This is a genomic window from Vescimonas coprocola (assembly GCF_018408575.1).
Taxonomy (GTDB): domain Bacteria; phylum Bacillota; class Clostridia; order Oscillospirales; family Oscillospiraceae; genus Vescimonas; species Vescimonas coprocola.
In genome coordinates this window covers 1,172,261-1,198,704 of sequence record NZ_AP023418.1, presented here as the reverse complement: position 1 = coordinate 1,198,704, position 26,444 = coordinate 1,172,261, and the positions used below count along the sequence as shown (strand labels likewise).

Genomic DNA, 26,444 nt, shown 5'->3' with positions numbered 1-26,444 from the left:
AAAAATGAAAGGATCAGCACCCACCCGCTTGGCGGGTGGGTGCTGATCTTGTTTCAGCGGGCCAGATATTGGCGGCAGCAGGTCTCGGCATCCTGTGCCAGGCGCTCCTCGTCCACCGTCATGAGATGGCCCTGGGCCACGGTGACACGGCCATGAACCACGGTGTAGTCCACCGGGCCCCGGACGCCTACGGTACCCAGCACAGACTTGGGGTCGAAGCAGGAACCCACCAGCTCCAGACGGCGGCTGTCGATCATAAAGAGGTCGGCGCACTTGCCCACCGCCAGCTGGCCGATATCGTCCCGGCCCAGCAGCCGGGCGCTGCCACGGGTGGCCATTTTCAGCACGTCGTAGCCGGTGGGGGCCCGGCGGCTGGCGTTCAGGCGGTGGAGCAGGAAGGCCACCCGCAGCTCCTCCATAAGGCTGGAGCCGTCGTTGGAGGCGCTGCCGTCCACGGCCAGTCCCACGGGAACGCCCAGCTCCAGCATCTCCGGGATCCGGGCGATGCCGGAGGAGAGCTTCATGTTGCTGATGGGGCAGTGGGCCACGCCGGTGCCGGTTTTGGCCAGCACCCGCAGCTCCTCGTCGTTGAAGTGAATGCCGTGGGCGAACCACACGTCGCTGCCCGTCCAGCCCAAACGCTCCATGTACTCCAGAGGGCGGATGCCCTCCCTCTGGAGCATGAAGTTCTCCTCGTCCTTGGTCTCACACAGGTGGGTGTGCAGCCGCACGCCGTATTGGCGGGCCAGAATGGCGCTCTGGCGCAGCAGCTCCGCCGACACGGAGAAGGGAGAGCAGGGAGCCAGAGCGATGCGGTGCATGGCTCCGTAGGAGGTGTCGTGGTACTTCTCGATGAGCCGGGCGGAGTCCGTCATGATCTCATCCACCGTCTGCACTACGCTGTCCGGCGGTAGGCCGCCGTCCTTGACGCTGAGATCCATGCTGCCACGGGAGGCATACATCCGGATACCCAGCGTGTCGGCGGCGGCAAACTGGGCGCCGATCAGGTCTCCGGCGTGGGTGGGGAACACATAGTGGTGGTCGAAGCAGGTGGTGCAGCCGTGCTTCATCAGCTCGCCCATGCCGGTGAGGGAGGAGAGACGGATGACGTCCTCGTCCAGATTTTTCCAGATCTCATAGAGGGTCTTGAGCCAGTCGAACAGCTCCATATTCTGCACCTGCGGGAGGTTGCGGGAGAACACCTGATACAGGTGGTGGTGGGTGTTCACCAGACCGGGATAGCACAGCATATGGCTGGCGTCGATGGTTCGGTCGGCGGTGATGTCCAGATGGGGGCCGATCTGACGGATGAAGCCGTCCTCGCAGTAGAGGTCCACGTCCTCCAGCAGTTGGTCCTTATCGTCGCAGGTCACCAGATAGCGGATGCTGCGGATCAGCAGGCTTGCCATAGATCATTACTCCTTTCAGAAGAATATCCCCCGAAGGATCGGGGGATATTCGGTCGGTTTACCGGTCTTCCCGGAAGTAGTTCAGGCCCAGAGAGGTGGGGGGCTGATCCTCCCGCTTTTTCCGCAGGGACACGATGATCAGCACCACCAGCGTCACCACGTAGGGCAGGATCTTATACAGCTGCGTGGGGATGAAGGGAATCGTCAGACGCAGGTACAGGATCATCAGAGCGCCGAACAGCACGGAGCCCCAAATGGCGGACAGAGGACGCCACAGGCAGAAGATAACCAGCGCCACGGCCAGCCAGCCCACGCCGGACAGCCCCTCGTGGTTCCATACGCAGCCGGCGATGGTGGTGATGTACACCATGCCGCCCACAGCAGAGATGCCGCCGCCGATGATGGCGCCCAGATAGCGATAGCGGCTGACGTTGATGCCGGCGGCATCGGCAGTAGCCGGGGACTCGCCCACGGAGCGCAGCTGCAGGCCGGTGCGGCTCTTGTTGAGGAACAGGTGCATGACGATGGCCAGCACCACCCCCAGATAGAAGAAGATGCTGTTGCCGAAGAGGATCTTGCCCACATAGGGGATATCCTGCATGGCCTGAGGGAAGGGGGAGCTGATGAATACGGCCTTCAGGTCGTTGCCCACGGCCACGAAGCCGCCCTCACGGATCCGCATGATCTCGCCAATATACTGGCCCACGCCGGTGCCGAAGATGGTCAGCGCCAGACCGGTGACGTTCTGGTTGGCCCGGAGGGTGATGGTCAGGAAGCTGAAGATCAGAGAGGCGATGCCGCCGGCGATGAAGGCACACAGCAGACCGATGAGCACCGCCAGAAAAGCGCTGGGAGATTCCACGGCCTTTTCGTAGTAGAACACACCGCCAAGGCCGATGGCACCGCCCATGAACATGATGCCCTCCACGCCCAGGTTCAAGCTGCCGGATTTCTCCGTCAGCACTTCGCCCAGCGTACCGAACAGCAGAGGCGTGCCGTAGGTGATGGCGGCCACCACCAATGCGATGAACAGATTCACGGTATTCAGCATGACGCATCCTCCTTACTCTCGGTCTGATCGGACTCCGCAGCGGCGGGGGCGGCGGGAGCCTCCGCCTGCTTGCGGCGGAAGATCATGCGGTAGTTGATGAAGAACTCGCAGCCCAGCATACAGAACAGCAGGATGCCGGTGACGATGTCGCTGATGGAGGTAGGCACCTGCATGGCGGTCTGGAGGGTCTCAGCGCCCTTTTCCAAAATGGCCAGCAGGGCGGAGATGACGATCATGGCGAAGGCGTTCAGCTGGCTCAGCCATGCCACCGTGATGGAGGTGAAGCCCACGCCGTTGGCCACGCCGTCATACAGGGTGTTGTTGGCACCGGAGGCCACGATGAAGCCCACCAGACCGCTGATGGCACCGGAGAGGAACATGGTACGCATCATGACGTGGCCCACGTTCATACCGGCGTAGCGGGCGGTGTTCAGGGAGTCACCGATGACGGCGATCTCGTAGCCGTGCTTGGTGTAGTTCATGTAGAGGTGCATTACCACCACCAGCACCAGCACAATGATCCAGCCGCAGTGGACGCCGAAAACCTCCGGCAGCCAAGCGGACTGATCGAACATGGGGATGATCTGAGAGCCGGGACGACCCTCCCACGGGCCGCCCTGCAGCCAGCGGACCACGCCGATGATGATGTAGTTCATCATCAGGGTGAACAGAGTCTCGTTGGTGTTCCAGCGGGCCTTGAAGAAGGCGGGGATCAGCGCCCAAATGCCGCCGGCCACGGCGCCCGCAGCGCCCATGATGAGCAGCAGCACGGCGCTGGGGACCTTACCGACCCAGTAGAGGGCGAAGTAGGAGGCGGCGATGGCGCCGGCCGTGATCTGGCCCTCGGCGCCGATGTTCCAGAAGCGCATCTTGAAGCATGGAGCGATGGCCAGGGCGCAGCCCAACAGGGGGACGGCGATCTTCACCGTCTGGCGGATGGCGGTCTTTTTGCCCAAAGCGCCGGTGATGATGGTGCCGTAGGCTTTGAAGGGGTTCACACCGGAGATGGCGATGACCAGTGCGCCCAGCAGCAGCGCCAGCAGGATGGAGCCCACACGGATGGCCCACACCGTCCGCTTGTCCATGCCCTCTCGCTTGGCCAGACGGATCAGGGGCGTTTTCATCGAGTTATTCATGAGCGGCTTTCTCCTTTCCGCCGACACGGGTCATCAGCAGGCCTACCTCTTCCTTGGTGGTGGTGCGACCGTCTACGATGCCGCTGACCTTACCGCCGCACAGCACCAGAATACGGTCGCACAGCTCCAGCAGCACGTCCAGATCCTCGCCGACGTAAATGACGGCAGAGCCCTGCATCTTTTCCTTGGTGAGGAGGTTATAGATGGTGTAGGAGGTGTTGATATCCAGACCACGCACGGCGTAGGCGGTCATCAGCACGGAGGGGGCGGTGGCGATCTCACGGCCTACCAGCACCTTCTGCACGTTGCCGCCGGACATCCGGCGCACGGGGAAGTCGGTGCTGGGGGTGACCACCTCCAGCTCCTTCCAGACCTGCATGGCCAGCTCGTTGGGGTCCTTGCGGTTGACGAAGATGCCCTTGCCCTTTCGCCAGGAGCGGAGCATCATGTTGTCCGTCATGCCCATGGAGCCAACCAGCCCCATGCCCAAACGATCCTCCGGCACGAAGGCCATGGCCACGCCAGCCTTTTTGATCTGCATGGGGGTCTTGCCTACCAGTTCAGAGGCGGGCTTACCCTCCGGAGTGAACTGGATGGAGCCTTCAGCCACGGGATGCAGGCCGGCAATGGCCTCCAGCAGCTCCCTCTGGCCGGAACCGGCGATGCCGGCGATGCCCAGGATCTCACCGCCCAGAGCGGTGAAGGAGACGTTGTCCAACCGCTTTACGCCCTCGCCGTCGTAGCAGGTGATGCCCTTCAGGGTCAGGCGGGGGACGGGAGCGTCGTACTTGGGGCGGTCGATGTTCAGGGTCACACTGTGGCCCACCATCATGTCCGTCAGAGCCTGCGGATTCGTCTCGGAGGTCTTGACGGTGCCGATGTACTTGCCCTTGCGGAGGACGGCCACCTTGTCGGACAGGGCCATGACCTCGTGGAGCTTGTGGGTGATGATGACGATGGCCTTGCCGTCGGCCTTCATGTTCCGCAGGACGGTGAAGAGCTTCTCCGTCTCCTGCGGGGTCAGCACGGCGGTGGGCTCGTCCAGAATGAGGATATCCGCCCCACGGTACAGGACCTTGACGATCTCCACCGTCTGCTTCTGAGAGACGGACATATCGTAGATCTTCTGAGTGGGGTCGATGTCGAAGCCGTAGCGGTCGCAGATCTCCTTGACCTTGGCGTTGGCGGCCTTGATGTCCAGGCGGCCGCCCTCGTCCAGACCCAACACGATGTTCTCGGCGGCGGTGAACACGTCCACCAGCTTATAGTGCTGATGGATCATGCCGATGCCGTACTGGAAGGAATCCTTGGGGGAGCGGATGGATACGGGCTTCCCCTCTACCAAGATCTCGCCCTCGTCAGGGAAATAGATGCCGGCCAGCATATTCATCAGGGTGGTCTTACCGCTGCCGTTCTCCCCCAGCAGGGAGAGGATCTCACCACGGTTCAGGGCCAGATTGATGCCATCGTTGGCGACGACGCTGCCGAAACGTTTGGTGATGTTTCTCAGCTCAATGGCGCAAACAGTTTCCAAGGCTGTCATCCTTTCGTTGTGAATTGGGGCGCTGCCGCCCCGGTACGGTTTCCGGACAATATATAATATAAATATGTTATCATAAGCAGCCGAAAAAGTAAATAAAAACTGGGCGTCTGCTATGCAGAAAGTACCGCTGATTTTTTGGAGAAATCAACAAATCGTCAGGAAAACTAAAAATTTTTTAGATACCACCACGAAAAAAGGGTACGGCTGCCTGCGTGCAGCCGTACCCTTTTTCAGTTTACAGCTTGTTGTCCGCTTGGCTGGGGAGGGAGAGGCTTAGTTGCCGTAGGCGGAGTTCAGCCACTCGATCCCGTCGATCTGCAGGGTGAAGTAGGGGGCGGACTGGAAGTAGGACTCGTGGAAAGCGCCGTCGAACACGGCCTCCTCGGCGTCGGGGGTGAAGTCGCCGTCGGTATCCAGAGCGAAGGCGTGGGTGACGGTCTCACCTTTGACGGTGAACTTGCTGGTATCAAAGACCTGCAGAGTGCCGTCCTTCAGAGCCTTCTCCACCTCGGCCACCTTCTCGGCAGTACCCTTAGCGCAGATCTTCTCGTTCAGGGTGGTCATGACCACGGAGCCGTCGGCAATGCCCTTGCACCAGTCCTGATCGATGGTGCCGCCGTTGTAGACGGTCTCGATGGCGTACTCAAAGTAGGGAGCCCAGTCGATGCGGGTGCCGATCAGGGAGGCATCGGGAGCAACGCCGGTCATGTCGTTGTTGTAGCCGGTATGGAAAGCACCCTTGGTCTGAGCCATGGTGGCGGGGGTGGTGTTATCGGAGTGCTGGGAGATCATCACGCAGCCGGCATCGCACAGAGCGGAAGCGGCGTTGGCCTCCTCAGTGGCGTCGGACCAAGAGCCCACGAACTGGACCTTCATGGTGACGGAGGGGCAGACGCTCTTGGCGCCCAGATAGTAAGCGGTGAAGCCGGAAATGACCTCAGCGAAGGAGAAAGCGCCCACGTAGCCGATGACAGCCTGCTCGGCGGTGATGTCACCGTTGTCGATCATCTCCTGCAGCTTCATGCCAGCCACCACGCCGGCCACATAGCGGCCCTCGTAGATGTTGGCGAAGGCGTTGTGGGTGTTCTCCAGACTGTCGCTGCGGGAGCCACAGTTGGCGCAGCCGATGAACTGGATGTCCTTGTACTCGCTCTTGCCGGCCACCTTCAGCATGAAGGGCTCATGGCCGTAGGAGTTGTTGATGATGAGCTGGCAGCCTTCCTCGGCGCACTCGATGTTGGCGTTGGTGCAGTCGTCGTTCTCACCCTTGTTGTACTTGATGACCCACTCCACGTTGATGCCCTTGGCAGCCAGTGCCTGGGTAGCGGCTTCCTTACCGCGGATGAAGTTGTAGGTGTAGCCCTGATCGTTCTCGTCGCCGATGCAGATCAGACCGACCTTGATGGTGTTGGTCTTGTCGCCGTCATCGGGTGTGTCGTTGTCGTCCTTGGAGCCGCAGGCCACCAGGCTCAGAGCCATGACCAGCGCAAGGATCAGCGCAAGGATCTTTTTCATTCAATTTTCCTCCTTTAATTGTTGGCAGACGCACATTTGAACCGAAGCTGTACGAATGCTGCGGACAGGGAGAATACCCCTGTCAACTATGCGTTATTATACAGGATTTGCGCCGGGATTTCAACGGGGAATGAGGAAAATCACAAATTTACGGCCACCAGCACAAAGAAAGAGGAGAATTTTTGTGAGAATTTATAATGGGCGGAGAAAAACCCGGAGCGGTGATATGGATCTGCACTGTCAGGAATTGGGTAAACTAATAGGGCGGGGCACATAAGGTGTCCCGCCCTATCAGGAAGGCGATGTGTGTTATAGGTGGACTCTTGTACCTGTCTTACCCTCGATGCCGTGGGCACGCCCACAGGCTGCCGGCTGCGCCGGGAGCCGTGGATCAGACTGTCAGGACGGCCATCGAGGGGCGGAGGTCATTGTGGTGCAAGGAGCGGAGAGGGAGAAGGTCACAGGTGGACTCTTGTACCGGTCTTACCCTCGATGCCGTGGACACGCCCACAGGCTGCCGGCTGCGCCGGGAGCCATGGATCAGACTGTCAGGACGGCCATCGAGGGTTAGAAGCTGCTGCGGTACAAGGGATGGGGAGGGGGAAGATCACAGATGAACTCTCGTACCCGTTTTGCCCTCGATGCCGTCCTTGGCCTTCTCCAGCAGAGTGATCAGAGCCACACGACCGGGGGCGGACTCGGCGAAGGACAGGGCTGCCTGCACCTTGGGCAGCATGGAGCCGGGGGCGAACTGGCCCTCTGCGATATACTGCCGGGCCAGCTCCGGGGTCAGGTCACTGAGCCACTGCTGGTCGTGCTTGCCGAAGTTGATGGCCACCTTCTCCACGGCGGTGAGGATGATGAGCATATCGGCGTTCAGCAGCTCCGCCAGCTTGGCGGAGGCGAAATCCTTGTCGATGACGGCGGGCGTGCCTACCAGACGGCCGTTGCGGCGCACCACGGGGATACCGCCGCCGCCTACGGTGATGACCACGGTGCCGCTGTCCACCAGCGCCCGGACGGTATTCTTCTCGATGACATCCACGGGCTTGGGGGAGGGGACCACCTGACGCCAGCCACGACCGGCGTCCTCCACCATGGTGCAGCCACGCTGGGCCATGATGCGGTCGGCAGCCACCTTGTCATAGAAGGAGCCGATGGGCTTGGTGGGGTGCTGGAAGGCAGGGTCGTTTTCATCCACCAGCACCTGCGTGACTACGGTGGCCACGTCCTTCCGGAGGCCACGGGCGGTCAGCTCATTGCCGATGGCATTTTGCAGATGGTAACCGATATAGCCCTGACTCATGGCGCCACACTCCGGGAAGGGCATATCCGACTTGATGGCGCCGGCCTCGGCGGCGGTAGAGAGCCCCAGATTGATCATGCCCACCTGCGGGCCGTTGCCGTGGGCAATGATGACCTCGTTGCCGGCGGCGATGAGGTCCACGATGGGCTTAGCGGTCAGGGACACCAGCTCCAGCTGCTGGGCGGCGGTATTGCCCAGGGCGTTGCCGCCTAAGGCGATGACGATGCGTTTGGACATAGCTGTTACCTCAAAACTTTCCTTAGAGTGAAATAGCGGGAGCCGAGGCCCCCGCTATTAGTTTGCCTGATTTAGAAGGATTTACGCTTACCGTCACCCTCATCCATGGCCATCAGCGTACGAACGGGGTCCTTCACCTGAGACATGAAGATCATAGCGGCGATGATATAGGGCTTGTAGGAGGCCTGCTTGTACAGAGGCACGATGTAGCGGTCGAAGACGGAGTTGTCCACCTCGCCCTCCTCGCAGCTCAGGCCGGTGATATCGGCGGGCAGGCAGTGCATATACAGCGCCTTGCCGTCACGGGTGAGCTTCATCATCTCCTCGGTGCAGGCCCAGTCCTTATGCTCGGCGTTCTGAGCCAGCAGCTTCTTCTCCAACGCATCGATGCCGGCCTGATCGCCCTTGGCGTACAGCTTGGTGCGCTCCTCCATGGCGGCGAAGGGTGCCCAGCTCTTGGGATAGACGATATCGGCATCCCGGAAGGCTTCCTTCATGTCGTTGGTCTTGTGGAACCGGGAGCCGTACTTCTCGCAGTTCTGGCGGGCGATGGCCTCCACCTCCGGCATGACGTCGTAGCCCTCGGGATGAGCCAGCGTCACATCCATGCCGAAGCGGGTGAACAGGCCGATGACGCCCTGAGGCACGGACAGGGGCTTGCCGTAGCTGGGGGAGTAGGCCCAGGTCATGGCCACCTTCTTGCCCTTCAGGTTCTCCACACCGCCGAAGTAGTGGATGACGTGCAGCATATCGGCCATGCACTGGGTGGGGTGATCCACGTCGCACTGGAGGTTCACCAGCGTGGGGCGCTGCTCCAGAATGCCGTCCCGGTAGCCCTCCTCCAGAGCGTCCATAAAGGTCTTCTGATACTTGTGGCCCTCACCGATATACATATCGTCCCGGATGCCGATGACATCGGCCATGAAGGACACCATGTTGGCCGTCTCACGGACGGTCTCGCCGTGGGCGATCTGAGACTTCTTCTCGTCCAGCACCTGTTCCTCCAGGCCCAGCAGATTGCAGGCGGAGGCGAAGGAGAAGCGGGTACGGGTGGAGTTGTCACGGAACAGGGAGATGCCCAGACCGGAGTCAAAGATGCGGGTGCTCTTGTTGCGCTCCCGCAGGTCCCGCAGGGCGTCGGCCACGGTGAAGATGGCGTCGATCTCGTCGTCGGTCTTGTCCCAGGTCCAGTAGAAGTCGGTTTTGTACATATCGTTGATGTGCAGCGTCTCCAGATGACGTGCCAGCTCAAGCGTCTTGCTCATGGTATTTCTCCTTTGTAATATTGTAATATTATATGTAGTTGTTTTACTTGATGTCGTTGCCGGTGAGCTCCTGACGGAAGCTGGTGGCGGAGCCGTCCTTGTTCTCGGGCTTATACAGGCCGGGAACGGCGGCGTACAGAGCAGCGCAGGTCACCAGATCCTGCTTCCAGGTGATCTCATTGGGGGCGTGAGCCTGAGACTCGGCACCGGGGCCGAAGCCTACGCAGGGGATGCCGTAGCGGCCCTGAATGGACACGCCGTTGGTGGAGAAGGTCCACTTATCGGTCAGAGGACGGCCGGTGCGGGTGGACATGGCCTTCTCATCGGCGCCGATGCGCTCGGTACCCCACAGGTTGTGGTAGGCATCCACCAGCGCCTGAACATGGGGAGCGGACTCCTTGTTGATCCACGTGGGGAAGAAGCACTCGGTTTTGTACACGTGGCCGGTCCATGCGGGACGGTCATACATATACATGGAGACCTTCACGTCCTTGGCGTACTTCTTGCAGGCGGGCAGATCCTCGATCTCCTTCAGGCAGGACTGGTAAGTCTCGCCGGCGGTCATGCGGCGGTCGATGGAGATGGCGCAGCTGTCGGCCACGGCGCAGCGGGAGGGAGAGGTGTAGAAGATCTGGCTGGTGGTGCAGGTGCCACGGCCCAGGAAACGGGCATCCTCCCAGTGTTCGGGATTGTACTTGGGATCCAGCATCTTCACCAGACCCTTGATCTCCACGGAGTCGTCGGCGGGATTTTCGTTGAGATCCCGGACGTTCTGGATGACCTCGGCCATCTTGTGGATGGCGTTGTCGCCACGCTCCGGGGCGGAGCCGTGGCAGGACACACCGTGCATATCCACACGGATCTCCATACGGCCACGGTGGCCACGGTAGATGCCGCCGTCGGTGGGCTCGGTGGAAATGACGAACTCCACCTTGCTGCGGGCGTCATCGGGACCGTTGAAGTACTCGTTGACGATGGACTGCCAGCACATACCGTCGCAGTCCTCCTCCTGCACGGAGCCCACCACCATGATCTTATAGCCGGCGGGGATGAGGCCCAGATCCTTCATGATCCTGGCGCCGTAGGTGGCGGAGGCCATGCCGCCCTCCTGATCGGAGCCGCCGCGGCCGTAGATGATATCGTCGGTTTCGTAGCCCTGATAGGGGTCGGCCTCCCAGTTGTCCCGGTTGCCGATGCCCACGGTGTCCACATGGGAGTCCAGAGCGATGATCTTGTCGCCCTCGCCCATCCAGCCGATGACATTGCCCAGCTTGTCGAACTCGACCTTGTCATAACCCAGAGCCTTCATCTCCTCGGCGATGCGATGCACCACGCCCTTCTCCTCACAGGACTCGGAAGGAATGGCGATCATGTCCCGCAGGAACTTGACCATAGCGGGCTTATAGCCCTCGGCTGCTTTTTTGATGGCTTCGAAATCCATAGTATACCTCCGTTAAAATTTTATGATCGTGACAGACGTATTCAGACAAATTATTTACCCTTACAGCACCATCATACCACAGTCCCGGCAGATGTCAAACAAAAATTCATGAAACCAAAAAGTTTTTCTGAATGAGGCATTGATTTCTGCGAAAAGTGTGGTATCATGTAGCTGTGAAAGATTCAAAACAGGAGGCGGATACATGGAGACAAGACGGCTGGAAACGCTGAAGCAGATCGCCGCCGGTGTGGCGGCCCAGTTCGGGAGCAACTGCGAGGTGGTGATCCACGACGTATCGGGCAACCGGCCGGATCACACCATCGTACACATCGAAAACGGCCATGTATCCGGCCGTAAGGTGGGCGACGGAGCGTCGCAGGTGGTGCTGGACCAATTGGCCCGGCAGGACGAGCAGCCAAAGGATCACCTGTGCTATCTGACCCGTACCCCGGATGGCAAGATCCTCAAGTCCTCGTCGCTGTACATCCGCAACAGCCGGGGCGGCGTGGTAGCCATCTTCTCCATCAACTATGATGTGTCGGGGCTGATGATGATCCAGAACACCATCGGGGAGCTGCTTTCTACCCGTGACAAGGAGCAGACGGAGCCGGAGCGCATCATCAACGTCAACGCCGTCCTCGACGAGCTCATCGACCAGTCGGTGGCCATGGTGGGAAAGCCTGTGGCCCTGATGAACAAGGAGGACAAGGTTCGGGCCATCCAGTTTCTGAACCAGTCGGGGGCCTTTCTGGTGACCAAGTCCGGCGACAAAGTGGCAAAATACTTCGGTATTTCCAAATATACCCTATATTCCTACATCGACGCAAACAAAGACGGAGACAAATGAAACAGGAGGAAAAAACATGATCGATCTGTCCATCAACAAGGTTGGCTTGGAGCATAACATCCAGAAGGCCAAGGAGAACCACATTATCATCCCCACCATTGCTCAGATGCAGAACCCCGATCTGATCCCGGAGAAGATCAAGGCCAAGCTTTCCACCACCGGCCTGTGGGACGTGGATCCCGTGAACCTGTTCCGTATTTCCTGGCACAACGAGGCCAAGGAGACCGGCGGCCTGTTCCAGGCGGTCCCCAACTATGTGGAGATCCCCACCAAGCTCTCCGGCGTTCCCTGCCGTATCGTTGCCATGTCCGGCAAGTGGTTCCCCACCGGCTGCCACAAGGTGGGCGCTTCCTTCGGCTGTCTGGCTCCCCGTCTGGTGACCGGACAGTTTGACGCCACCTATCATCACGCCGTATGGCCCTCCACCGGCAACTACTGCCGTGGCGGCGCCTTCAACTCCAAGCTGCTGGCCTGCGAGTCCGTGGCGATCCTGCCGCAGGATATGTCCCGTGAGCGCTTTGACTGGCTCAAGAGCATCGCCGGTCAGATCATCGCTACCCCCGGCTGCGAGTCCAACGTCAAGGAGATTTTTGATAAGACCTGGGAGCTGAAGAAGGATCCCACTATGATGATCTTCAACCAGTTCGCTGAGATGGGCAACCCCCTGTGGCACTACAACGTTACCGGCTACGCTCTGGCAGACCTGTTCGAGGCCATCAAGAAGCCCGGTCAGAACTTCGCCGGCGCCTGTTTCACCTCCGGCTCCGCCGGCACCATGTCCGCCGGCGATCTGCTGAAGGAGCGCTATCCCCATCTGAAGCTGGCCGTGGGCGAGGCTCTGCAGTGCCCCACCATTCTGGATAACGGCTTCGGCGGCCACCGCATCGAGGGCATCGGTGACAAGCACATCCCTTGGATCCACAATGTGAAGAACACCGACATGGCCATCGCCATCGACGACGAGGACTCCCAGCGCCTGCTGCGCCTGTTCAACACCCCGGAGGGCAAGCAGTACATGAAGGACGAGCTGGGCATGAGCGCCGAGGAGATCGAGAAGATGAGCTGGCTGGGCATCTCCGGCATCGCCAATGTGCTGTGCTGCATCAAGATGGCCAAGTACTATGAGCTCACCGAGAACGACGTGGTGGCCACCGTCCTCACCGACTCCGCCGTGATGTACGGCAGCCGCATTGAGGAGCTGAACCAGCAGCACGGCGCCTACAACGCCCACGAGGCTGCTCTGGATCACGCCGTGCATATGCTGGGTCTCAAGACCGACAGTATGCTGGAGCTGACCTACACCGAGCGCAAGCGTGTCCACAACCTGAAGTACTACACTTGGGTGGAGCAGCAGGGTATGGACGTGGAGGACCTGAACGCCCAGTGGTACGACACCAAGAACACTTGGGATGCCGTTCACGCTCAGGCCAAGGAGCTGGATCAGCTGATCTGCGAGTTCAACGAGGCCACCGGCCTGCTGAAGGCTCTGTAAGCGCGAATCACCCCACAAGACGCCGCAGGGGCGGGACCTCCGTCCCGCCCTTGCGTTTTTATTCCTCTTGGAATAGAATGATCTCCTCGGCCTCCTGCATCCCGGCGATCAGAAGCGCTCTGGCCTCCTGATAGCGCTGTTGGTCGATGGCGTCGATGGCATCTGCGGTCCGGGCGCACAGAACAGTGTAGTATGCGGGGAAGTTCTGGCTGCTCTCCAAGCGATCTACCTCCTTTGGGCCGAGGATCCAAGTCCCCCGGCGTATGGTTTTCGACCATTTTATCGCACGGCATTACAAAATGCAACACATTATGCAATGCTTAATGTACCATTTATTGAAACACAAAATATAGGTACAATTTGTCATGCAAAAAAGTTGACAAGGAGTGCCTATCATGCGTAAATTCAAGATCCCCAGTCCACCCAGTTCTACCACGAAATCCATCCGCTTTCCCAACACTGTCATCAGGGAGGTGGAGGAGGCCATTCAGGGAACGGACTGCACCTTCAACGCCTTTGTGGTGGAGGCGGTGCGGGTGGCACTGGAGAATTTACGGGAAGAAGACTGAATCTTATAGAACGAGGTGTCACCATGAAAAACGTGAAATACGGAAAGTGCGTCCGCTGCGGCAAAACCTATGAGGCCACTCCGGATCTGACCAACTGCCAGTGCGGCGGTATTCTGGACATCGTCTACGACTACGACTACATCAAGTCCGTCCTCACCAAGGAGAAGCTGGCCCGGCGGGAGAACCGCTCCATGTGGCGCTACCGGGAGCTGCTGCCGGTGGAGGAAACTACCCCTGATACCCCTCTGCGGGTGGGCTGGAGCCCTCTGTACGACGAGCCTAATCTGGCCCGTGCGCTGGGGATCCGCAAGCTGTGGGTGAAGGATGACGGTCAGAACCCCACGGCGTCCCTGAAGGATCGGGCCAGTGCCATGGCCGTGGCCAAGGCCTATGAGGCGGGCGCCAAGACCATCGCCTGCTCCTCTACCGGCAACGCCGCCAGCTCTCTGGCGGGCAACGCCGCCGCTGCGGGCTTCAAGACCTATATCTTCGTGCCGGAGCGGGCTCCCAAGGGCAAGATAGCCCAGCTGATGATCTTCGGGGCCAATGTCATCTCCGTCAAGGGCAACTACGAGGAGACCTTCAAGATGTCCGCCGAGGCCATCGAGAAGTACGGCTGGTACAACCGCAACGCTGCCATCAACCCGTATCTCTCCGAAGGGAAAAAGACCGTGGCTCTGGAGATCGCCGAGCAGCTGAACTGGGAGATGCCGGACTATCTGGCTATCTCCGTGGGCGACGGCTGCACCATCGCCGGCGTGTGGAAGGGCTTCAAGGATCTGTATGCCATCGGCTTCATCGACAAGCTGCCCCGGCTCATCTCCGCCCAGTCCTACGGCTGCTATCCCATCAACCGGGCCATTCAGGAGAATAAGCCCTGGGAGCCGATGGAGGAGAACACCATTGCCGACTCCATCTCCGTGGGTGTACCCCGCAATGCCGACAAGGCACTGGCGGCCATTCGGGAGTCCAAGGGCCTTGCTATCTGCGTCACCGACGAGGAGATCCTGGCGGCGCAGCGGCTGCTGGGCCGCACCTGCGGCGTGTTCGGTGAGCCTGCCGGTGTCACCGGTACGGCGGCGCTGAAGAAGGCCTGTGAGCAGGGCCTCATCGAGAAGGATGCCACGGTGGTATCGGTGGTCACCGGCAACGGCCTGAAGGACGTGGCCAACGCCATCAAGTCCGCCGGGGAGCCTCTGCACATCGAGCCGGATCTGGATCTGATGGTGAAGGGCTTTGCCCAGCGGGGCGTCACCGTGGAATAAGCTGTCTCATGAAACAAAACAGCCTGCTGCGTGCAAGGAATGTGCGCAGCAGGCTGTTTTTTCATAGATGGACCGTTTTTTGCGATTTTTCTTGAAAATATACCGGGATAAGGGTATAATATTCTTGAGTGCTTATACACAAAAATCGTTTGGAAAGGAAGGACCGGTATGTATCAGGTAGGTGACCGGGTGGTTCACCCCATGCACGGGGCGGGGATCATCGAAAGTATCGTGCAGGAACGGCTGGGCGGACAGCTGGGCAGCTACTACGTGTTCCGAATGCCCTCCGGCGGGCTGACGCTGAAGATCCCCACAGGCAGCTGCGGGGCCATCGGCGTCCGGGCCCTGTCCACCTCCGGTCGCATCCGGGAGGTACTGAGCGCCATTCCGGGGCTGGAGATCGACCGCACCACCAACTGGAACCGACGCTATCGGGAGAACCTGAACCGGCTGAAGAGCGGTGACCTGCTGGAGGTGGCCCGTGTCATCAAGGGCCTTATGTGGCGGGACCGGGAGAAGGGCCTTTCCAACGGTGAGCGCAAGATGCTCCACAGCGCCAAACAAATATTGGTATCCGAGGTGGTGCTGGTGGAGGGACATACCTATCCCGATGCGGAGCAGCGCATTGAGCAGGCCATGATGACGGGAGCGAAGAACGAATGAAGCTATTTGATCGGCTGGGGAAGCTGCGGGATAGGCGCCGCCCTTACTGTACCATGATCGTACCGGCGGCGGGGGAATCCCGGCGCATGGGCGGCGGCAACAAGCTGCTGCTGCCGCTGGAGGGGGAGCCGGTGCTGGCCCACACCCTCCGGGCCATCGACGCCGCCACGCTGGTGGACGAGATCATACTGTCCACCCGGACGGAGTGTCTGGCGGAGATGGCGGAGCTGTGCCAGAAATGTAGCCTGCAAAAGCCCGTGCGTGTGGTGGTGGGCGGTGAGACCCGCACCCACTCGGTGCTGGCGGCGGCGCTGGAGGCCAACGAAAAGGCCCGGCTCATCGCTGTACATGACGGGGCAAGGCCCCTGATCCGCCCGGAACAGATCGACGAGCTGATCCGTTTCGGGGAGCGCACCTATGCCGCCGCCCCGGCGGTGCCGGTGTCGGATACCATCAAGCGGACGGAGCCGTCCACGGGCCGGGTGCTGGAGACGCCGGACCGGGCGGCCCTCTTTGCCGTGCAGACGCCGCAGGTGTTTCAGGCGGAGCTGCTGAAGGCGGCGCTTCAGTCGGCGGTGAACGCCGAGGTGACTCTGACGGACGACTGCTCCGCTGTGGAGCGGCTGGGCAAGGAGGTCTATCTCACCGCCGGGGATCCGGAGAACATCAAAATTACTAGGCCGCTGGACCTGCGTCTGGCGGAGGCCATTCTGGCCGAGAGGAGGAAACAGGCATGACAGGACTGCGGGTAGGACACGGGTACGACGTTCACCGTCTGGCACAGGGGAGGCCTCTGATCTTAGGCGGTGTTACCATCCCGTGGGAGAAGGGGTTGGACGGCCACTCCGATGCGGACGTGCTGACCCATGCGGTGATGGATGCCCTGCTGGGCGCTGCCGGTATGGACGATATCGGGAAGCTATTCCCGGACTGCGACAATGCCTTTCTGAACATCTCCAGCCTGACGCTGCTGGAGCGGGTGATGAAGGCCCTGACGGAGCAGGGGTGGCAGGTGGTAAATATCGACGCCACGTTGGTGGCGCAGGCCCCCAAGATCGCTCCCTACCGGCAGGAGATGCGCTGTGCGCTGGCCCGGACGCTGGGCATCCGGCCGGAGCAGGTGAACGTCAAGGCCACCACGGAGGAGCATCTGGGCTTCACCGGTGAGGGACTGGGGATATCCGCCCACGCCGTGGCGCTGATCCAGAGGGCGGAGAACTGATCCGTAAGCGATAAAAAGAGGAGGACGAGCCGTTCTCCTCTTTTTCATATGGTGGATACCGCACCGGCGGGGACGCTTTCACATAGAATGTCCCGTGAGGAGGAGTGCAGAATGAACGAGATTCTTTTCATCGCCCGCTCCGTCACCCATGCCCAGCGTATGGTGCGGGCGTTGGAGCAGTGCGGCATCCGCAGCGTCCTGTTCCGGGCCCCGGCGGGGCTTACCGGCGGCGGATGCAGCTATGCGGTGAAGGTGCGGGGCCAGCGGCGGCAGGAGGCCCAGACGTGCTTACAGACAGCGGGGCTGACGCCCCTTGGCATATATGAACGGACGGATAGCGGCTGGCAGGAGGCGGGGACATGATCTATCTGGACGCTGCGGCCACCACACTGGAAAAGCCGCCCCAGGTGCGGCAGGCCATGGCACAGGCGGCGGCAGAGCTGTCCACTCCCGGACGGGGCAGCCATCCCACCGCCCGCCGGGCGGAGGAGACGGCCTTCCGGTGTCGGGCCGAGGCGGCGGCGCTATTCGGCGTGCCGTCGCCGGAGAATGTGGTGTTCACCATGAACGCCACCCACGGGTTGAACATCGCCATCCGGTCGCTGGTGGTTCCCGGCAGCCGGGTGGTGATCTCCGGCTATGAGCACAACGCCGTCTGCCGCCCCCTGTATGCCATACCGGAGGTGCGCCTGACGGTGGTGGATGCGCCGCCCTTCCGGCGGGAGCAGGCGGCGGAGGAATTCCGACGGGCCATTCTGGCCGGGGCGGATGCGGTGATCGTCAACCATGTGTCCAACGTGTTCGGCTGCGTCCAGCCGCTGGAGGAGATCGCCGGAGTCTGCCGCAGCCGGGGTGTGCCGCTGTTGGTGGACGCCTCCCAATCGGCAGGGACGCTGCCCCTGCACCTGACGGAGCTGGGGGCGGCCTTCATTGCCATGCCGGGCCACAAGGGGCTTTACGGCCCCCAGGGGACGGGGCTGCTGCTGTGCGGCGAACGGCCCGCCCGGCCGCTGCTGCTGGGCGGCACGGGAAGCGCCTCCCGTGACCGGCAGATGCCCCCGACCCTGCCGGATCGCCTGGAGGCCGGCACCCACAATATGCCGGGCATCGCCGGGCTGTTGGAGGGACTGCGGTTCGTCCGCCGACGGACGCCGGAGGCCATCGCCTGCCGGGAGCGGCAGCTGGCGGCGGAGGCGGTGCGCCGCCTGAAGGCCCTGCCGGGGGTGGAGGTATTCACGCCCGCAAACGGCCCCCATCCCACCGGTGTGGTGTCCTTCCGGGCGGCGGGCCGGGACTGCGAAGAGCTGGCGGAGGCGCTGGGACGCCGGGGTATCGCCCTGCGGGCGGGGCTTCACTGTGCGCCGCTGGCCCACCGCACGGCGGGGACACTGGACACCGGCACGGTGCGCCTGAGCCTTTCCGACTTCAACACTCCGGCGCAAATAGAAAAGCTGGCGCAGGAGCTGCACCAGCTTTTTCGTGAGACTGTCAGATAGAGGAGCTGCTTACGACCGGCCCTCCAGATACCCGAAGTGTTGGGCGAAGAGAGCGTCCCCGGCGGCGTGCAGATCGGCACAGAAGGCGGTGTAGGCCTCCAGCAGGAGCACCGCCTCCTCCGTCAGCTGCGCTCCGCCGCCGCTCCTTCCCCCCACGGAGGTATGCAGCAGCTGGACGCCCAAGATCCGCTCCGAGGACTTGACGATGGTCCACGCCTTGGAGTAGGCCATGTTCATGGCTTTGGCCGCAGAGCGCAGAGAATGAAACTCCTGCACATGGCGCAGCAGCTGGGCGACGCCCGGACCGAAGCACTTCTCCCCGGCGAACAGGCGGACGGTATTCCGATACGATAATTTCTCTTCCATGTGTTCATTGTAGCAGGCTTGCCGCCTGCCGTCAATGGAAACCGCCGTCTGAGGATGGAAATTAGCGATAGCGGGGCGGTACGTTGGCTTTCCTCCATACCGGGGTGATTGACGAAAACGGGAAAACGTGTTATCCTCATAAAAAGAGAACGGATGGAGGAAAAACGATGCTGGTACTGATCCGGGGAGCGGGGGATATCGCCACAGGCATTGCGATGCGCCTTTGGAGGGCCGGCATGCAGGTGGTTATGACGGATCTGCCCCAGCCCACGGCCATTCGCCGCACCGTGTGCTTCTCGCAGGCCATCGTGCTGGGGGAGACGCAGGTGGAGGATGCCACGGCCCGCCGGGCGGTGGATGTCCCTCAGGCCCGGAGGATCTGTGCGGCGGGAGAGATCTCCGTGCTGGCGGACCCGGAGCTGCGGTGCCGGGAGGAACTGCGGCCGGATGCGCTGGTGGATGCCATTCTGGCCAAGCGGAATCTGGGCACCCGCATCACCGATGCACCGGTGGTGGTAGGCGTAGGGCCGGGCTTCACTGCCGGAGAGGACTGCCATGCGGTGGTGGAGACCATGCGGGGCCATACGCTGGGCCGGGTCATCTATCGGGGCAGCGCCCTGCCCAACACCAGCATACCGGGACTCGTCGGCGGCTTCGCCGGGGAGCGGGTGCTGCGTGCTCCGGCAGACGGCATCCTGCACCAACTGGCGGATATCGGGGCCACGGTTGCCGAGGGGGACGTGGTGGCTACGGTGGAGGGTCAGCCCATGCGCTGCACCATCAGCGGTGTGCTGCGGGGCATCCTGTCGGATGGGACTCCGGTGTTCCGGGGCATGAAGGCCGGAGACGTGGATCCCCGTGGCAAACGGGAATATTGTGATACGGTATCGGACAAGGCACTGGCCGTGGGCGGCGGTGTGCTGGAGGCGGTGCTGGCCCTGTCCGGGAAATTGAAGGAGGAACCATAAAATGGAAGAAAATGTAAAACTGACGAAGCTGGCCAAGTGCGCCGGCTGCGGCGCCAAGGTAGGCGCCGGTGTGCTGGCGCAGCTGCTGGAGGGTATCCAGGTCCACAAGGATCCCAATCTGCTGGTGGGCTTTGATAAGAGCGACGACGCCTCGGTGTATAAGGTATCGGACGAGCTGGCGCTGGTGCAGACGCTGGACTTTTTCCCGCCCATTGCCGACGATCCCTATACCTTCGGCCAGATCGCAGCCACCAACGCCCTGTCGGATATCTACGCCATGGGCGGTGACCCCAAGCTGGCTCTGAACATCATGTGTGTGCCGGAGGATATGCCCAAGGACACGGTGCATCAGATCCTCCGGGGCGGCTATGAGAAGGTTTATGAGGCGGGCGCCCTCATCACCGGCGGCCACAGCATCTTCGACGACGAGCCCAAGTACGGCCTGTCCGTCACGGGCTTCGTCCACCCCGACAGGATCCTCACCAACAGCGGCGCCAAGGAGGGGGATGTGCTGCTGCTGACCAAGCCCATCGGCATCGGCATCCTCACCTCCGCCATGAAGGCCGATCTTTGCTCCAAGGAGAGCACGGAGTTGGCCATGCGCCTGATGACCACCCTGAACAAGAATGGCCGGGACGCCATGGTGAAGTACCGGGTCCATGCCTGCACCGACGTGACAGGCTTTGCCCTGATGGGCCACCTGCTGGAGATGGCGCAGGGCAGCGACCTACGGGCCGAGGTGGAGGTGTCGGCGGTGGACCTGATCCCGGAGGCGCTGGAGTTTGCCCGCATGGGGGTGCTCCCGGCGGGGATGTACCGCAACCGTACCTTTGCCGAGCAGTGGGTGGATGCCGGACAGACGGAGATCGCCGTACAGGATATGCTGTATGACCCCCAGACCTCCGGCGGCCTGCTGATGGCCGTGGATCCGGCGGACGCCGATGCGCTGCTGGCGGAGCTGAAGGGTACCGTGCCAAGCGCCCAGCGGGTGGGCGTTATGCGCCGTTATGAGGGCGGCGCCCGCATCGTGCTGCATTGAGAAGGAAATCATAGCACAGGGCTTTCTTTTCCGAAGGCCCTGTGCTATACTGCTGTTATCGGCCCCGTGATCTGCGGGAGGAACAAGGAGGAACTGTCATGGAAACCTACGGATTGGAGCAGCTGGGCATCGTCAATGCGGCGGCGGTATATCGCAACCTGACCCCGGCCCAGCTGACGGAGCACGCTCTGCGCCGGGGAGAGGGAACCCTGTCTGCCACCGGGGCGCTGGTGGTAAAGACCGGGAAGTACACCGGGCGCAGCGCTAACGATAAGTTCATCGTGGACACCCCGGCGGTACACGACGATATCGCATGGGGCAAGGTGAACCGCCCCATGGAAAAAGAGAAATTCGACGCCATTTTCGCCAAGGTCACGGCGTATCTCCAGAATAAGGAGGTCTACGTCTTTGACGGCTTCGCTGGGGCAGACCCCAAGTATACCAAATCCTTCCGCATCGTCAACGAGCTGGCCAGCCAGAACCTGTTCATTCATCAGCTGCTGCGCCGGCCCACGCCGGAGCAGCTGGCAAGCTTCACGGCGGACTACACCATCGTGGCCGCCCCCGGCTTCAAGTGCGTCCCGGAGATCGATGGCACCCACAGCGAGGCCGCCATTCTGGTGGACTACGAGGCGCATCTGGTGGTGATCTGCGGCACCCGCTACGCCGGCGAGATCAAGAAGTCGGTGTTCTCCGTCATGAACTACATCCTGCCCAAGCAGGGGGTGTTCCCCATGCACTGCTCCGCCAACATCGGAACGGACGGCGACTCCGCCGTGTTCTTCGGCCTCTCCGGCACCGGTAAGACCACCCTCTCCGCCGACCCCGCCCGCAAGCTCATCGGAGACGACGAGCACGGCTGGGCCGACGACTCCGTCTTTAACTTCGAGGGCGGCTGCTACGCCAAGTGCATCAACCTCTCTGCGGAGGGGGAGCCGGAAATCTACAACGCCATCAAATTCGGCGCATTGGTGGAGAATGTGGTCATGGATCCCGACACACGGGAGTTCGACTTCGACGACGACTCGCTGGCGGTGAACAGCCGGGTGGGCTACCCGGTGGAGTATATCCCCAACGCCGAGCTCTCCGGCATGAGCCCCAGTGTCCCCAAGACGGTGATCTTCCTCACCGCCGACGCCTACGGCGTGCTGCCCCCTATCAGCAAGCTGGATAGGAATCAGGCCATGTACTACTTCGTCTCCGGCTTTACCAGCAAGGTAGCGGGGACGGAGATCGGCGTCACCGAGCCGGTACCCACTTTCTCTACCTGCTTCGGTGAACCCTTCCTGCCGCTGGATCCCTCCGTTTATGCCGCCATGCTGGCGGAGAAGGTGGAGAAGGCCGGAGCCAAGGTGTATCTGGTGAACACAGGCTGGAACGGCACCGGTCAGCGCATGAAGCTGCGCTATACCCGTGCCATGGTGACGGCGGCCCTCACCGGCGAGATCGAGAAGGCGGACTTCGTCACCGATCCCACCTTCGGCGTTCAGGTACCCACGGCCATCGAGGGCGTGCCCAGTGAGCTGCTGATCCCGGAGAATACATGGGCGGACAAGGAGGCCTACCGGGCCGCCTGCCGCAAGCTGGCAAGCTCCTTTGTGGAGAACTTCAAGAAGTACACCCGCATGAGTGCTGAGGTGGTGGCCGCAGGCCCTAAGGCGGAGTGAGCCATGATCGAGCTGAAAATTCTGCTGGACGAGGTGGACTACCGCTCCCTGTCAGAGGTGCTGATCCCGGCACTGGCGGAGAGTATGGCCAAGGATGGCGGCGTGCTGGGCGGGATGCTGTCCCAGAACAAGGAGCTGGCGGCCTCTATGGCCCGGACGGTGCTGGATAAGATGCCGCAGGAGAAGAAGGATGAACTGCTGGTGCAGCTGCTGAACCGGAACCGGGACAAGCTGCTGGAAAAGGGCAGGACCTTGGCCGCCGAGAACGGCGTGCGCCTCCAGCTATGCGACGTGTCCGCCAGAAAATTCTGACCCATGACCGCTTTATCCCCATAAGGAAAGGACCCCCGGCCGACGGCCGGGGGTCCTTGAGCCTGTCAAAAGAGGGGAGCCTTTCGTCAACGGGGCGGAAGGGTGTGTGCGGGAAACCCGGAAGGGTGTCCTGCACGATGATGATCCCCATTTTTCAGAGCTTTTTGAAGCTCTGAAAAATGCCTCAGCGTGGCGAAAAGTCTTTTCGACACGCTGAAAGGACCCCCGGCCGTCGGCCGGGGGTCCTTGTATCGATTGCGGCGTTTCGCTGTTGTTACTTTTTCAGCGCCTGCACGGCAGCCCGGAGGGCGTCCACGTTCTCCTGAGTGGTGGCCCAGCTGGCACAGAAGCGCACACCGGAGTGGGTGGGATCGGTGCGCTCCCAGTACTCATAGCCGAAGTTCTTCCCCAGAATGGCCAACTCCTCATCAGGCATAATGGGGTACTGCTGGTTGGTGGGGGAGTCAAACAGCAGGGGATATCCGGCGGAGACGAAGATATCCCGGATCTGATAGGCCATCTCATCGGCATGGCGGGAAATTCTGAAATACAGATCGTCAGTGAACAGGGCGTCGAACTGGATGCCCAGCAGACGGCCCTTGGCCATGCGGCCGCCCCGCTGCTTCATGATGAAGCGGAAGTCCTTCTTCAGAGCCGGGTTCATGATGACCACGGCCTCACCGAACAGAGCACCGACCTTGGTGCCGCCGATATAGAACACGTCGCACAGGTGGGCGATCTCCGGCAGGGTCAGGTCAGCACCGTCGGCCATGACGCCGTAGCCCAGCCGGGCGCCGTCGATGAACAGGGGCAGGCCGTACCGGCGGCACACGTCGTACAGCTCCGTCAGCTCCGCCTTGGAGTAAAGGGTGCCTCCCTCGGTGGGATAGGAGATGTAGACCATGCCGGGCTGGACGATATGCTCCGTGGACTCGTCGTTTCTGTGCCACTCTACATACTCCTGCACCTGCGGGGCCGTGATCTTGCCGTTAGTGGTGGGCAGGGTGATGACCTTGTGGCCGGTGGACTCGATGGCACCGGCCTCGTGACAGTTGATGTGTCCGCTGACGGCGCACAGCACGCCCTGCCACGGACGCAGCACGGCGGCGATGACGGTGGTGTTGGTCTGGGTGCCGCCCACCAGGAAGTGGACGTCGGCCTCCGGGGCCTGACAGGCGTTCTGGATCTTGACCCGTGCGGCGGCGCAGTACTCGTCCTCGCCGTAGCCTACGGTCTGGACCATGTTGGTCTCGTTGAGCTTTGCCATGAGGGCGGGGTGTGCGCCCTCCAGATAGTCACTGTTGAAATAGATCATGACAGTGTCTCCTTTCCACGTACAGTACCTCCATTTTACCCCACCGGAGGCCGGGTGTAAAGTCCAAAATGCACTTTCCCACCAAATAGGGCGGCGGTTTTCTTGCAAAAGCGATTGAACTGACCGGGAAAAAGGAGTATAATAAACCGAATTATCTTATTTGCTGTTTTAGGAGGCTTTGCCTTATGACTTTACAGGAATATCTCACTTCGCTGCGGCATAAGACCGTGGCGGTCATCGGCATCGGCGTCAGCAATACGCCGCTGCTGCGCCGCCTGCTGGCCGAGGGTATCGCCGTCACCGCCTGCGACAGAAGCAGCCGGGAGAAGCTGGGCCCTCTGGCCGATGAGCTGGAGGCCGCCGGAGCCATGCTCCATCTGGGGGAGGGGTATCTGGACGGCCTGACGCAGGACGTTATCTTCCGCACACCGGGTCTGCGGCCGGACGTGCCGCAGCTGCTGGCGGCGCAGCGGCAGGGCAGTACCCTCACCAGCGAGATGGAGGTGTTCTTTCAGGTCTGCCCCTGCCACATGATCGCCGTCACCGGTAGCGACGGCAAGACCACCACCACCACCATCATCGCAGAGCTGCTGAAGGCGGCGGGCAGAACCGTCCACGTGGGCGGCAACATCGGTCAGCCCCTGCTGTGTCAGGCGGATGATATGGAGCCGGAGGACTGGGCGGTGCTGGAGCTGTCCAGCTTCCAGCTGATGACCATGGATCGCAGCCCCCATATCGCCGTGGTGACCAATCTGGCTCCCAACCATCTGGACGTCCACAAGGACATGGCGGAGTATGTGGCGGCCAAGGAGAACATCTTCCGCTATCAGCGCCCCGGCGACATCGCCGTGTTCAATCAGGACAACGACATCACCCGGCAGCAGGCCTTGCGGGCCGTGGGGGCCGTCCGGCTCTTCAGCCGGCGTTCCGAGCCGGAGGAGGGCGTGTTCCTCCGGGGGGAGGATATCCTCTGCCGCCATAACGGGCAGGAGCGCCGGATCATGACCACGGCGGACATCCGCCTGCCGGGCGTCCACAATGTAGAGAACTACATGGCGGCTATCGCCGCCGTGGAGGGGCTGGTGCCGGACGGGATCATCCGGGACTTCGCTCGCACCTTCAACGGCGTGGAGCATCGCATCGAGCTGGTACGTACCTATCACGGGGTGCGGTACTATAACGACTCCATCGCCTCCAGCCCCTCCCGCACCATTGCCGGGCTGCGCTCCTTCCCGGAGCAGGTCATTCTCATCGCCGGGGGCTATGACAAGCACATTCCCTTCGAAGTGCTGGGGCCGGAGATCGTGGAGCATGTGAAGCTGCTGGTGCTGTGCGGCGCCACCGCAGGGAAGATCCGTGCCGCCGTGGAGCAGGCCCCCGGCTACTGCCCCGGCCACCCGGAAATTCTGGAGGTGACGCCCTTCCAACGTGCCGTAGAGGCTGCCCGTGACCGGGCACAGCCCGGTGACGTGGTGACGCTGTCCCCGGCCTGCGCCGCCTTCGACCAGTTCAAAAACTTCATGGAGCGTGGCAAGACCTTCAAGGCCATCGTCAACGGCTGGCGGGAGTAAGCACCCCGCCGCCCCTCCCGGCATACACTGGAGCAAGGGAGGTGCGTGCCGTGAAGAGACTGCGCTATGTGCGCCTGTCTGCCGGACGGCGGGCGGCCATCTGGGGTGTTTTCCTGCTGACGGCGGTGATGGGCCTTATGTGTGTGGCCGTGCTGCATATGAAGCCCATCCTCACCAATCTGGCGGCGGCCAGCGTCTCCAATACCGTCAACCGCATCGTGGTCACGGCGGTCTATGACGCTGTCAGCGCCGGGGAGGTGGACTACGATACGCTGGTGCATCTGGAAAAGGATCAGAGCGGCCATGTGGCGGCGGTACGCAGCGACATGGCGGCCTTCAACCGCCTGCAAAGCCGCATTGCAGACAGCATCCTCCAGCGGCTGTCGGAGGTGTCCACGCGGGAGCTGGAGATCCCCGTGGGAACGCTGACAGGCTCCTCGCTGCTGGCGGGGCGTGGCCCCTGTATCCGCATCCGGATGCAGGCTGTGGGCTCCACCACCGCCAAGCTCCGCAATGCCTTTACGGCGGCGGGCATCAACCAGACCAAGCATCAGATCCTGCTGGATGTCACCGTGCAGATGAGTATTCTCCTGCCGGGCTTCCGCACCTCCACCCAAGTCTCCAATGAGATCACCGTGGCGGAGACCATCATCATCGGCAGCGTACCGGATACCTACACCTATTTCAGCACCACGCCGGAGGATGCGGAGCAGTACGCTGAGGACTATATCATGAACAACGGATAAGGG

Annotated in this window: 26 protein-coding genes; 15 read left to right on the top strand and 11 right to left on the bottom strand. The window is 61.6% G+C overall.

Features of this window, described 5'->3' with window-relative positions; all coding sequences use genetic code 11:
* Window positions 1-53: 53 nt before the first annotated feature.
* The 8 genes from KJS28_RS05920 to KJS28_RS05885 all read right to left on the bottom strand — a co-directional run bounded on the left by KJS28_RS05920 (window position 54) and on the right by KJS28_RS05885 (window position 10,903).
* The gene (locus KJS28_RS05920; RefSeq protein WP_213542136.1) at window positions 54-1,409 is read right to left on the bottom strand and encodes an 8-oxoguanine deaminase; all 1,356 of its coding nucleotides are present in this window, start codon (window positions 1,407-1,409) and stop codon (window positions 54-56) included.
* A gap of 58 nt (window positions 1,410-1,467) precedes the next feature.
* Window positions 1,468-2,460 (bottom strand): ABC transporter permease, encoded by a 993-nt coding sequence (locus tag KJS28_RS05915; protein WP_213542135.1) that lies wholly within the window; start codon window positions 2,458-2,460, stop codon window positions 1,468-1,470.
* Window positions 2,454-3,596 carry an ABC transporter permease gene (locus tag KJS28_RS05910; RefSeq protein WP_021858897.1) on the bottom strand — a complete coding sequence of 381 codons (1,143 nt, stop codon included), beginning with the start codon at window positions 3,594-3,596 and terminating at the stop codon, window positions 2,454-2,456. Before KJS28_RS05910 ends, KJS28_RS05915 begins: the two co-directional genes overlap by 7 nt.
* Window positions 3,589-5,139, bottom strand: a complete 1,551-nt coding sequence (locus tag KJS28_RS05905) for an ABC transporter ATP-binding protein (RefSeq protein ID WP_213542134.1) — start codon at window positions 5,137-5,139, stop codon at window positions 3,589-3,591. Before KJS28_RS05905 ends, KJS28_RS05910 begins: the two co-directional genes overlap by 8 nt.
* 273 nt (window positions 5,140-5,412) lie before the next feature.
* Window positions 5,413-6,654 (bottom strand): BMP family ABC transporter substrate-binding protein, encoded by a 1,242-nt coding sequence (locus tag KJS28_RS05900; protein ID WP_213542133.1) that lies wholly within the window; start codon window positions 6,652-6,654, stop codon window positions 5,413-5,415.
* A 607-nt stretch (window positions 6,655-7,261) separates the two neighbouring features.
* Window positions 7,262-8,197: a carbamate kinase gene (gene arcC / locus KJS28_RS05895; protein ID WP_021858894.1), complete on the bottom strand. Its 936-nt coding sequence runs from the start codon at window positions 8,195-8,197 to the stop codon at window positions 7,262-7,264.
* A gap of 71 nt (window positions 8,198-8,268) precedes the next feature.
* Window positions 8,269-9,462, bottom strand: a complete 1,194-nt coding sequence (gene ygeW, locus KJS28_RS05890) for a knotted carbamoyltransferase YgeW (RefSeq protein WP_213542132.1) — start codon at window positions 9,460-9,462, stop codon at window positions 8,269-8,271.
* A gap of 43 nt (window positions 9,463-9,505) precedes the next feature.
* Complete coding sequence (locus KJS28_RS05885; RefSeq protein WP_021858892.1) at window positions 9,506-10,903, bottom strand: YgeY family selenium metabolism-linked hydrolase; 1,398 nt, start codon at window positions 10,901-10,903, stop codon at window positions 9,506-9,508.
* Window positions 10,904-11,105: 202 nt separating this feature from the next.
* Here KJS28_RS05885 and KJS28_RS05880 point away from each other — a divergent pair, with 202 nt between their 5' ends.
* Together KJS28_RS05880 and KJS28_RS05875 are read left to right on the top strand one after the other, a co-directional pair.
* Window positions 11,106-11,750, top strand: a complete 645-nt coding sequence (locus KJS28_RS05880) for a helix-turn-helix transcriptional regulator (protein WP_021858891.1) — start codon at window positions 11,106-11,108, stop codon at window positions 11,748-11,750.
* Window positions 11,751-11,766: 16 nt separating this feature from the next.
* Window positions 11,767-13,242: a pyridoxal-5-phosphate-dependent protein subunit beta gene (locus KJS28_RS05875; protein WP_213542131.1), complete on the top strand. Its 1,476-nt coding sequence runs from the start codon at window positions 11,767-11,769 to the stop codon at window positions 13,240-13,242.
* A gap of 58 nt (window positions 13,243-13,300) precedes the next feature.
* Here the strand turns inward: KJS28_RS05875 and KJS28_RS05870 are convergent, their stop codons facing one another.
* Window positions 13,301-13,462: a hypothetical protein gene (locus KJS28_RS05870; RefSeq protein ID WP_213542130.1), complete on the bottom strand. Its 162-nt coding sequence runs from the start codon at window positions 13,460-13,462 to the stop codon at window positions 13,301-13,303.
* A 175-nt stretch (window positions 13,463-13,637) separates the two neighbouring features.
* Here KJS28_RS05870 and KJS28_RS05865 point away from each other — a divergent pair, with 175 nt between their 5' ends.
* From KJS28_RS05865 to KJS28_RS05835, 7 genes are all read left to right on the top strand, one after another.
* Window positions 13,638-13,811: a YlcI/YnfO family protein gene (locus KJS28_RS05865; RefSeq protein ID WP_213542129.1), complete on the top strand. Its 174-nt coding sequence runs from the start codon at window positions 13,638-13,640 to the stop codon at window positions 13,809-13,811.
* A 23-nt stretch (window positions 13,812-13,834) separates the two neighbouring features.
* Window positions 13,835-15,076 (top strand): threonine synthase, encoded by a 1,242-nt coding sequence (locus tag KJS28_RS05860; RefSeq protein WP_213542128.1) that lies wholly within the window; start codon window positions 13,835-13,837, stop codon window positions 15,074-15,076.
* Window positions 15,077-15,244: 168 nt separating this feature from the next.
* On the top strand, window positions 15,245-15,739 hold the full coding sequence (locus tag KJS28_RS05855) for a CarD family transcriptional regulator (protein ID WP_213542127.1): 495 nt from the start codon (window positions 15,245-15,247) through the stop codon (window positions 15,737-15,739).
* A complete protein-coding gene (ispD, locus tag KJS28_RS05850) occupies window positions 15,736-16,476 on the top strand; it encodes a 2-C-methyl-D-erythritol 4-phosphate cytidylyltransferase (RefSeq protein ID WP_213542126.1) in 741 nt (246 codons plus the stop codon). Before KJS28_RS05855 ends, ispD begins: the two co-directional genes overlap by 4 nt.
* Window positions 16,473-16,961, top strand: coding sequence for a 2-C-methyl-D-erythritol 2,4-cyclodiphosphate synthase (ispF, locus tag KJS28_RS05845; RefSeq protein ID WP_213542125.1), 489 nt, complete (start codon window positions 16,473-16,475; stop codon window positions 16,959-16,961). The genes ispD and ispF overlap by 4 nt, the downstream gene beginning before the upstream one ends.
* A 111-nt stretch (window positions 16,962-17,072) precedes the next feature.
* The gene (locus KJS28_RS05840) at window positions 17,073-17,324 is read left to right on the top strand and encodes a putative Se/S carrier protein (RefSeq protein ID WP_213542124.1); all 252 of its coding nucleotides are present in this window, start codon (window positions 17,073-17,075) and stop codon (window positions 17,322-17,324) included.
* Entirely contained in the window at window positions 17,321-18,457 is a 1,137-nt protein-coding gene (locus KJS28_RS05835) for an aminotransferase class V-fold PLP-dependent enzyme (RefSeq protein ID WP_213542123.1), read from the top strand. Before KJS28_RS05840 ends, KJS28_RS05835 begins: the two co-directional genes overlap by 4 nt.
* 9 nt (window positions 18,458-18,466) lie before the next feature.
* Here KJS28_RS05835 and KJS28_RS05830 read toward each other — a convergent pair whose 3' ends face one another.
* A complete protein-coding gene (locus KJS28_RS05830; protein ID WP_213542122.1) occupies window positions 18,467-18,823 on the bottom strand; it encodes a winged helix-turn-helix domain-containing protein in 357 nt (118 codons plus the stop codon).
* Window positions 18,824-18,990: 167 nt separating this feature from the next.
* On the opposite strand from KJS28_RS05830, the gene yqeB reads away from it, so the two are divergent.
* From yqeB to KJS28_RS05810, 4 genes are all read left to right on the top strand, one after another.
* On the top strand, window positions 18,991-19,791 hold the full coding sequence (yqeB, locus tag KJS28_RS05825; RefSeq protein ID WP_213542121.1) for a selenium-dependent molybdenum cofactor biosynthesis protein YqeB: 801 nt from the start codon (window positions 18,991-18,993) through the stop codon (window positions 19,789-19,791).
* Between the two features lies 1 nt (window position 19,792).
* A complete protein-coding gene (selD, locus tag KJS28_RS05820) occupies window positions 19,793-20,830 on the top strand; it encodes a selenide, water dikinase SelD (protein WP_213542120.1) in 1,038 nt (345 codons plus the stop codon).
* A gap of 98 nt (window positions 20,831-20,928) precedes the next feature.
* Window positions 20,929-22,497: a phosphoenolpyruvate carboxykinase (ATP) gene (gene pckA / locus KJS28_RS05815; protein ID WP_213542119.1), complete on the top strand. Its 1,569-nt coding sequence runs from the start codon at window positions 20,929-20,931 to the stop codon at window positions 22,495-22,497.
* 3 nt (window positions 22,498-22,500) lie between these two features.
* A complete protein-coding gene (locus KJS28_RS05810; protein ID WP_021858877.1) occupies window positions 22,501-22,809 on the top strand; it encodes a hypothetical protein in 309 nt (102 codons plus the stop codon).
* Window positions 22,810-23,083: 274 nt separating this feature from the next.
* Here KJS28_RS05810 and KJS28_RS05805 read toward each other — a convergent pair whose 3' ends face one another.
* Window positions 23,084-24,124, bottom strand: a complete 1,041-nt coding sequence (locus KJS28_RS05805) for a threonine aldolase family protein (protein WP_213542118.1) — start codon at window positions 24,122-24,124, stop codon at window positions 23,084-23,086.
* A gap of 185 nt (window positions 24,125-24,309) precedes the next feature.
* Here KJS28_RS05805 and murD point away from each other — a divergent pair, with 185 nt between their 5' ends.
* Together murD and yunB are read left to right on the top strand one after the other, a co-directional pair.
* Window positions 24,310-25,695 (top strand): UDP-N-acetylmuramoyl-L-alanine--D-glutamate ligase, encoded by a 1,386-nt coding sequence (gene murD, locus KJS28_RS05800; RefSeq protein WP_213542117.1) that lies wholly within the window; start codon window positions 24,310-24,312, stop codon window positions 25,693-25,695.
* Between the two features lie 50 nt (window positions 25,696-25,745).
* Window positions 25,746-26,441 (top strand): sporulation protein YunB, encoded by a 696-nt coding sequence (gene yunB, locus KJS28_RS05795; protein ID WP_213542116.1) that lies wholly within the window; start codon window positions 25,746-25,748, stop codon window positions 26,439-26,441.
* The last annotated feature ends 3 nt before the right edge of the window (window positions 26,442-26,444 follow it).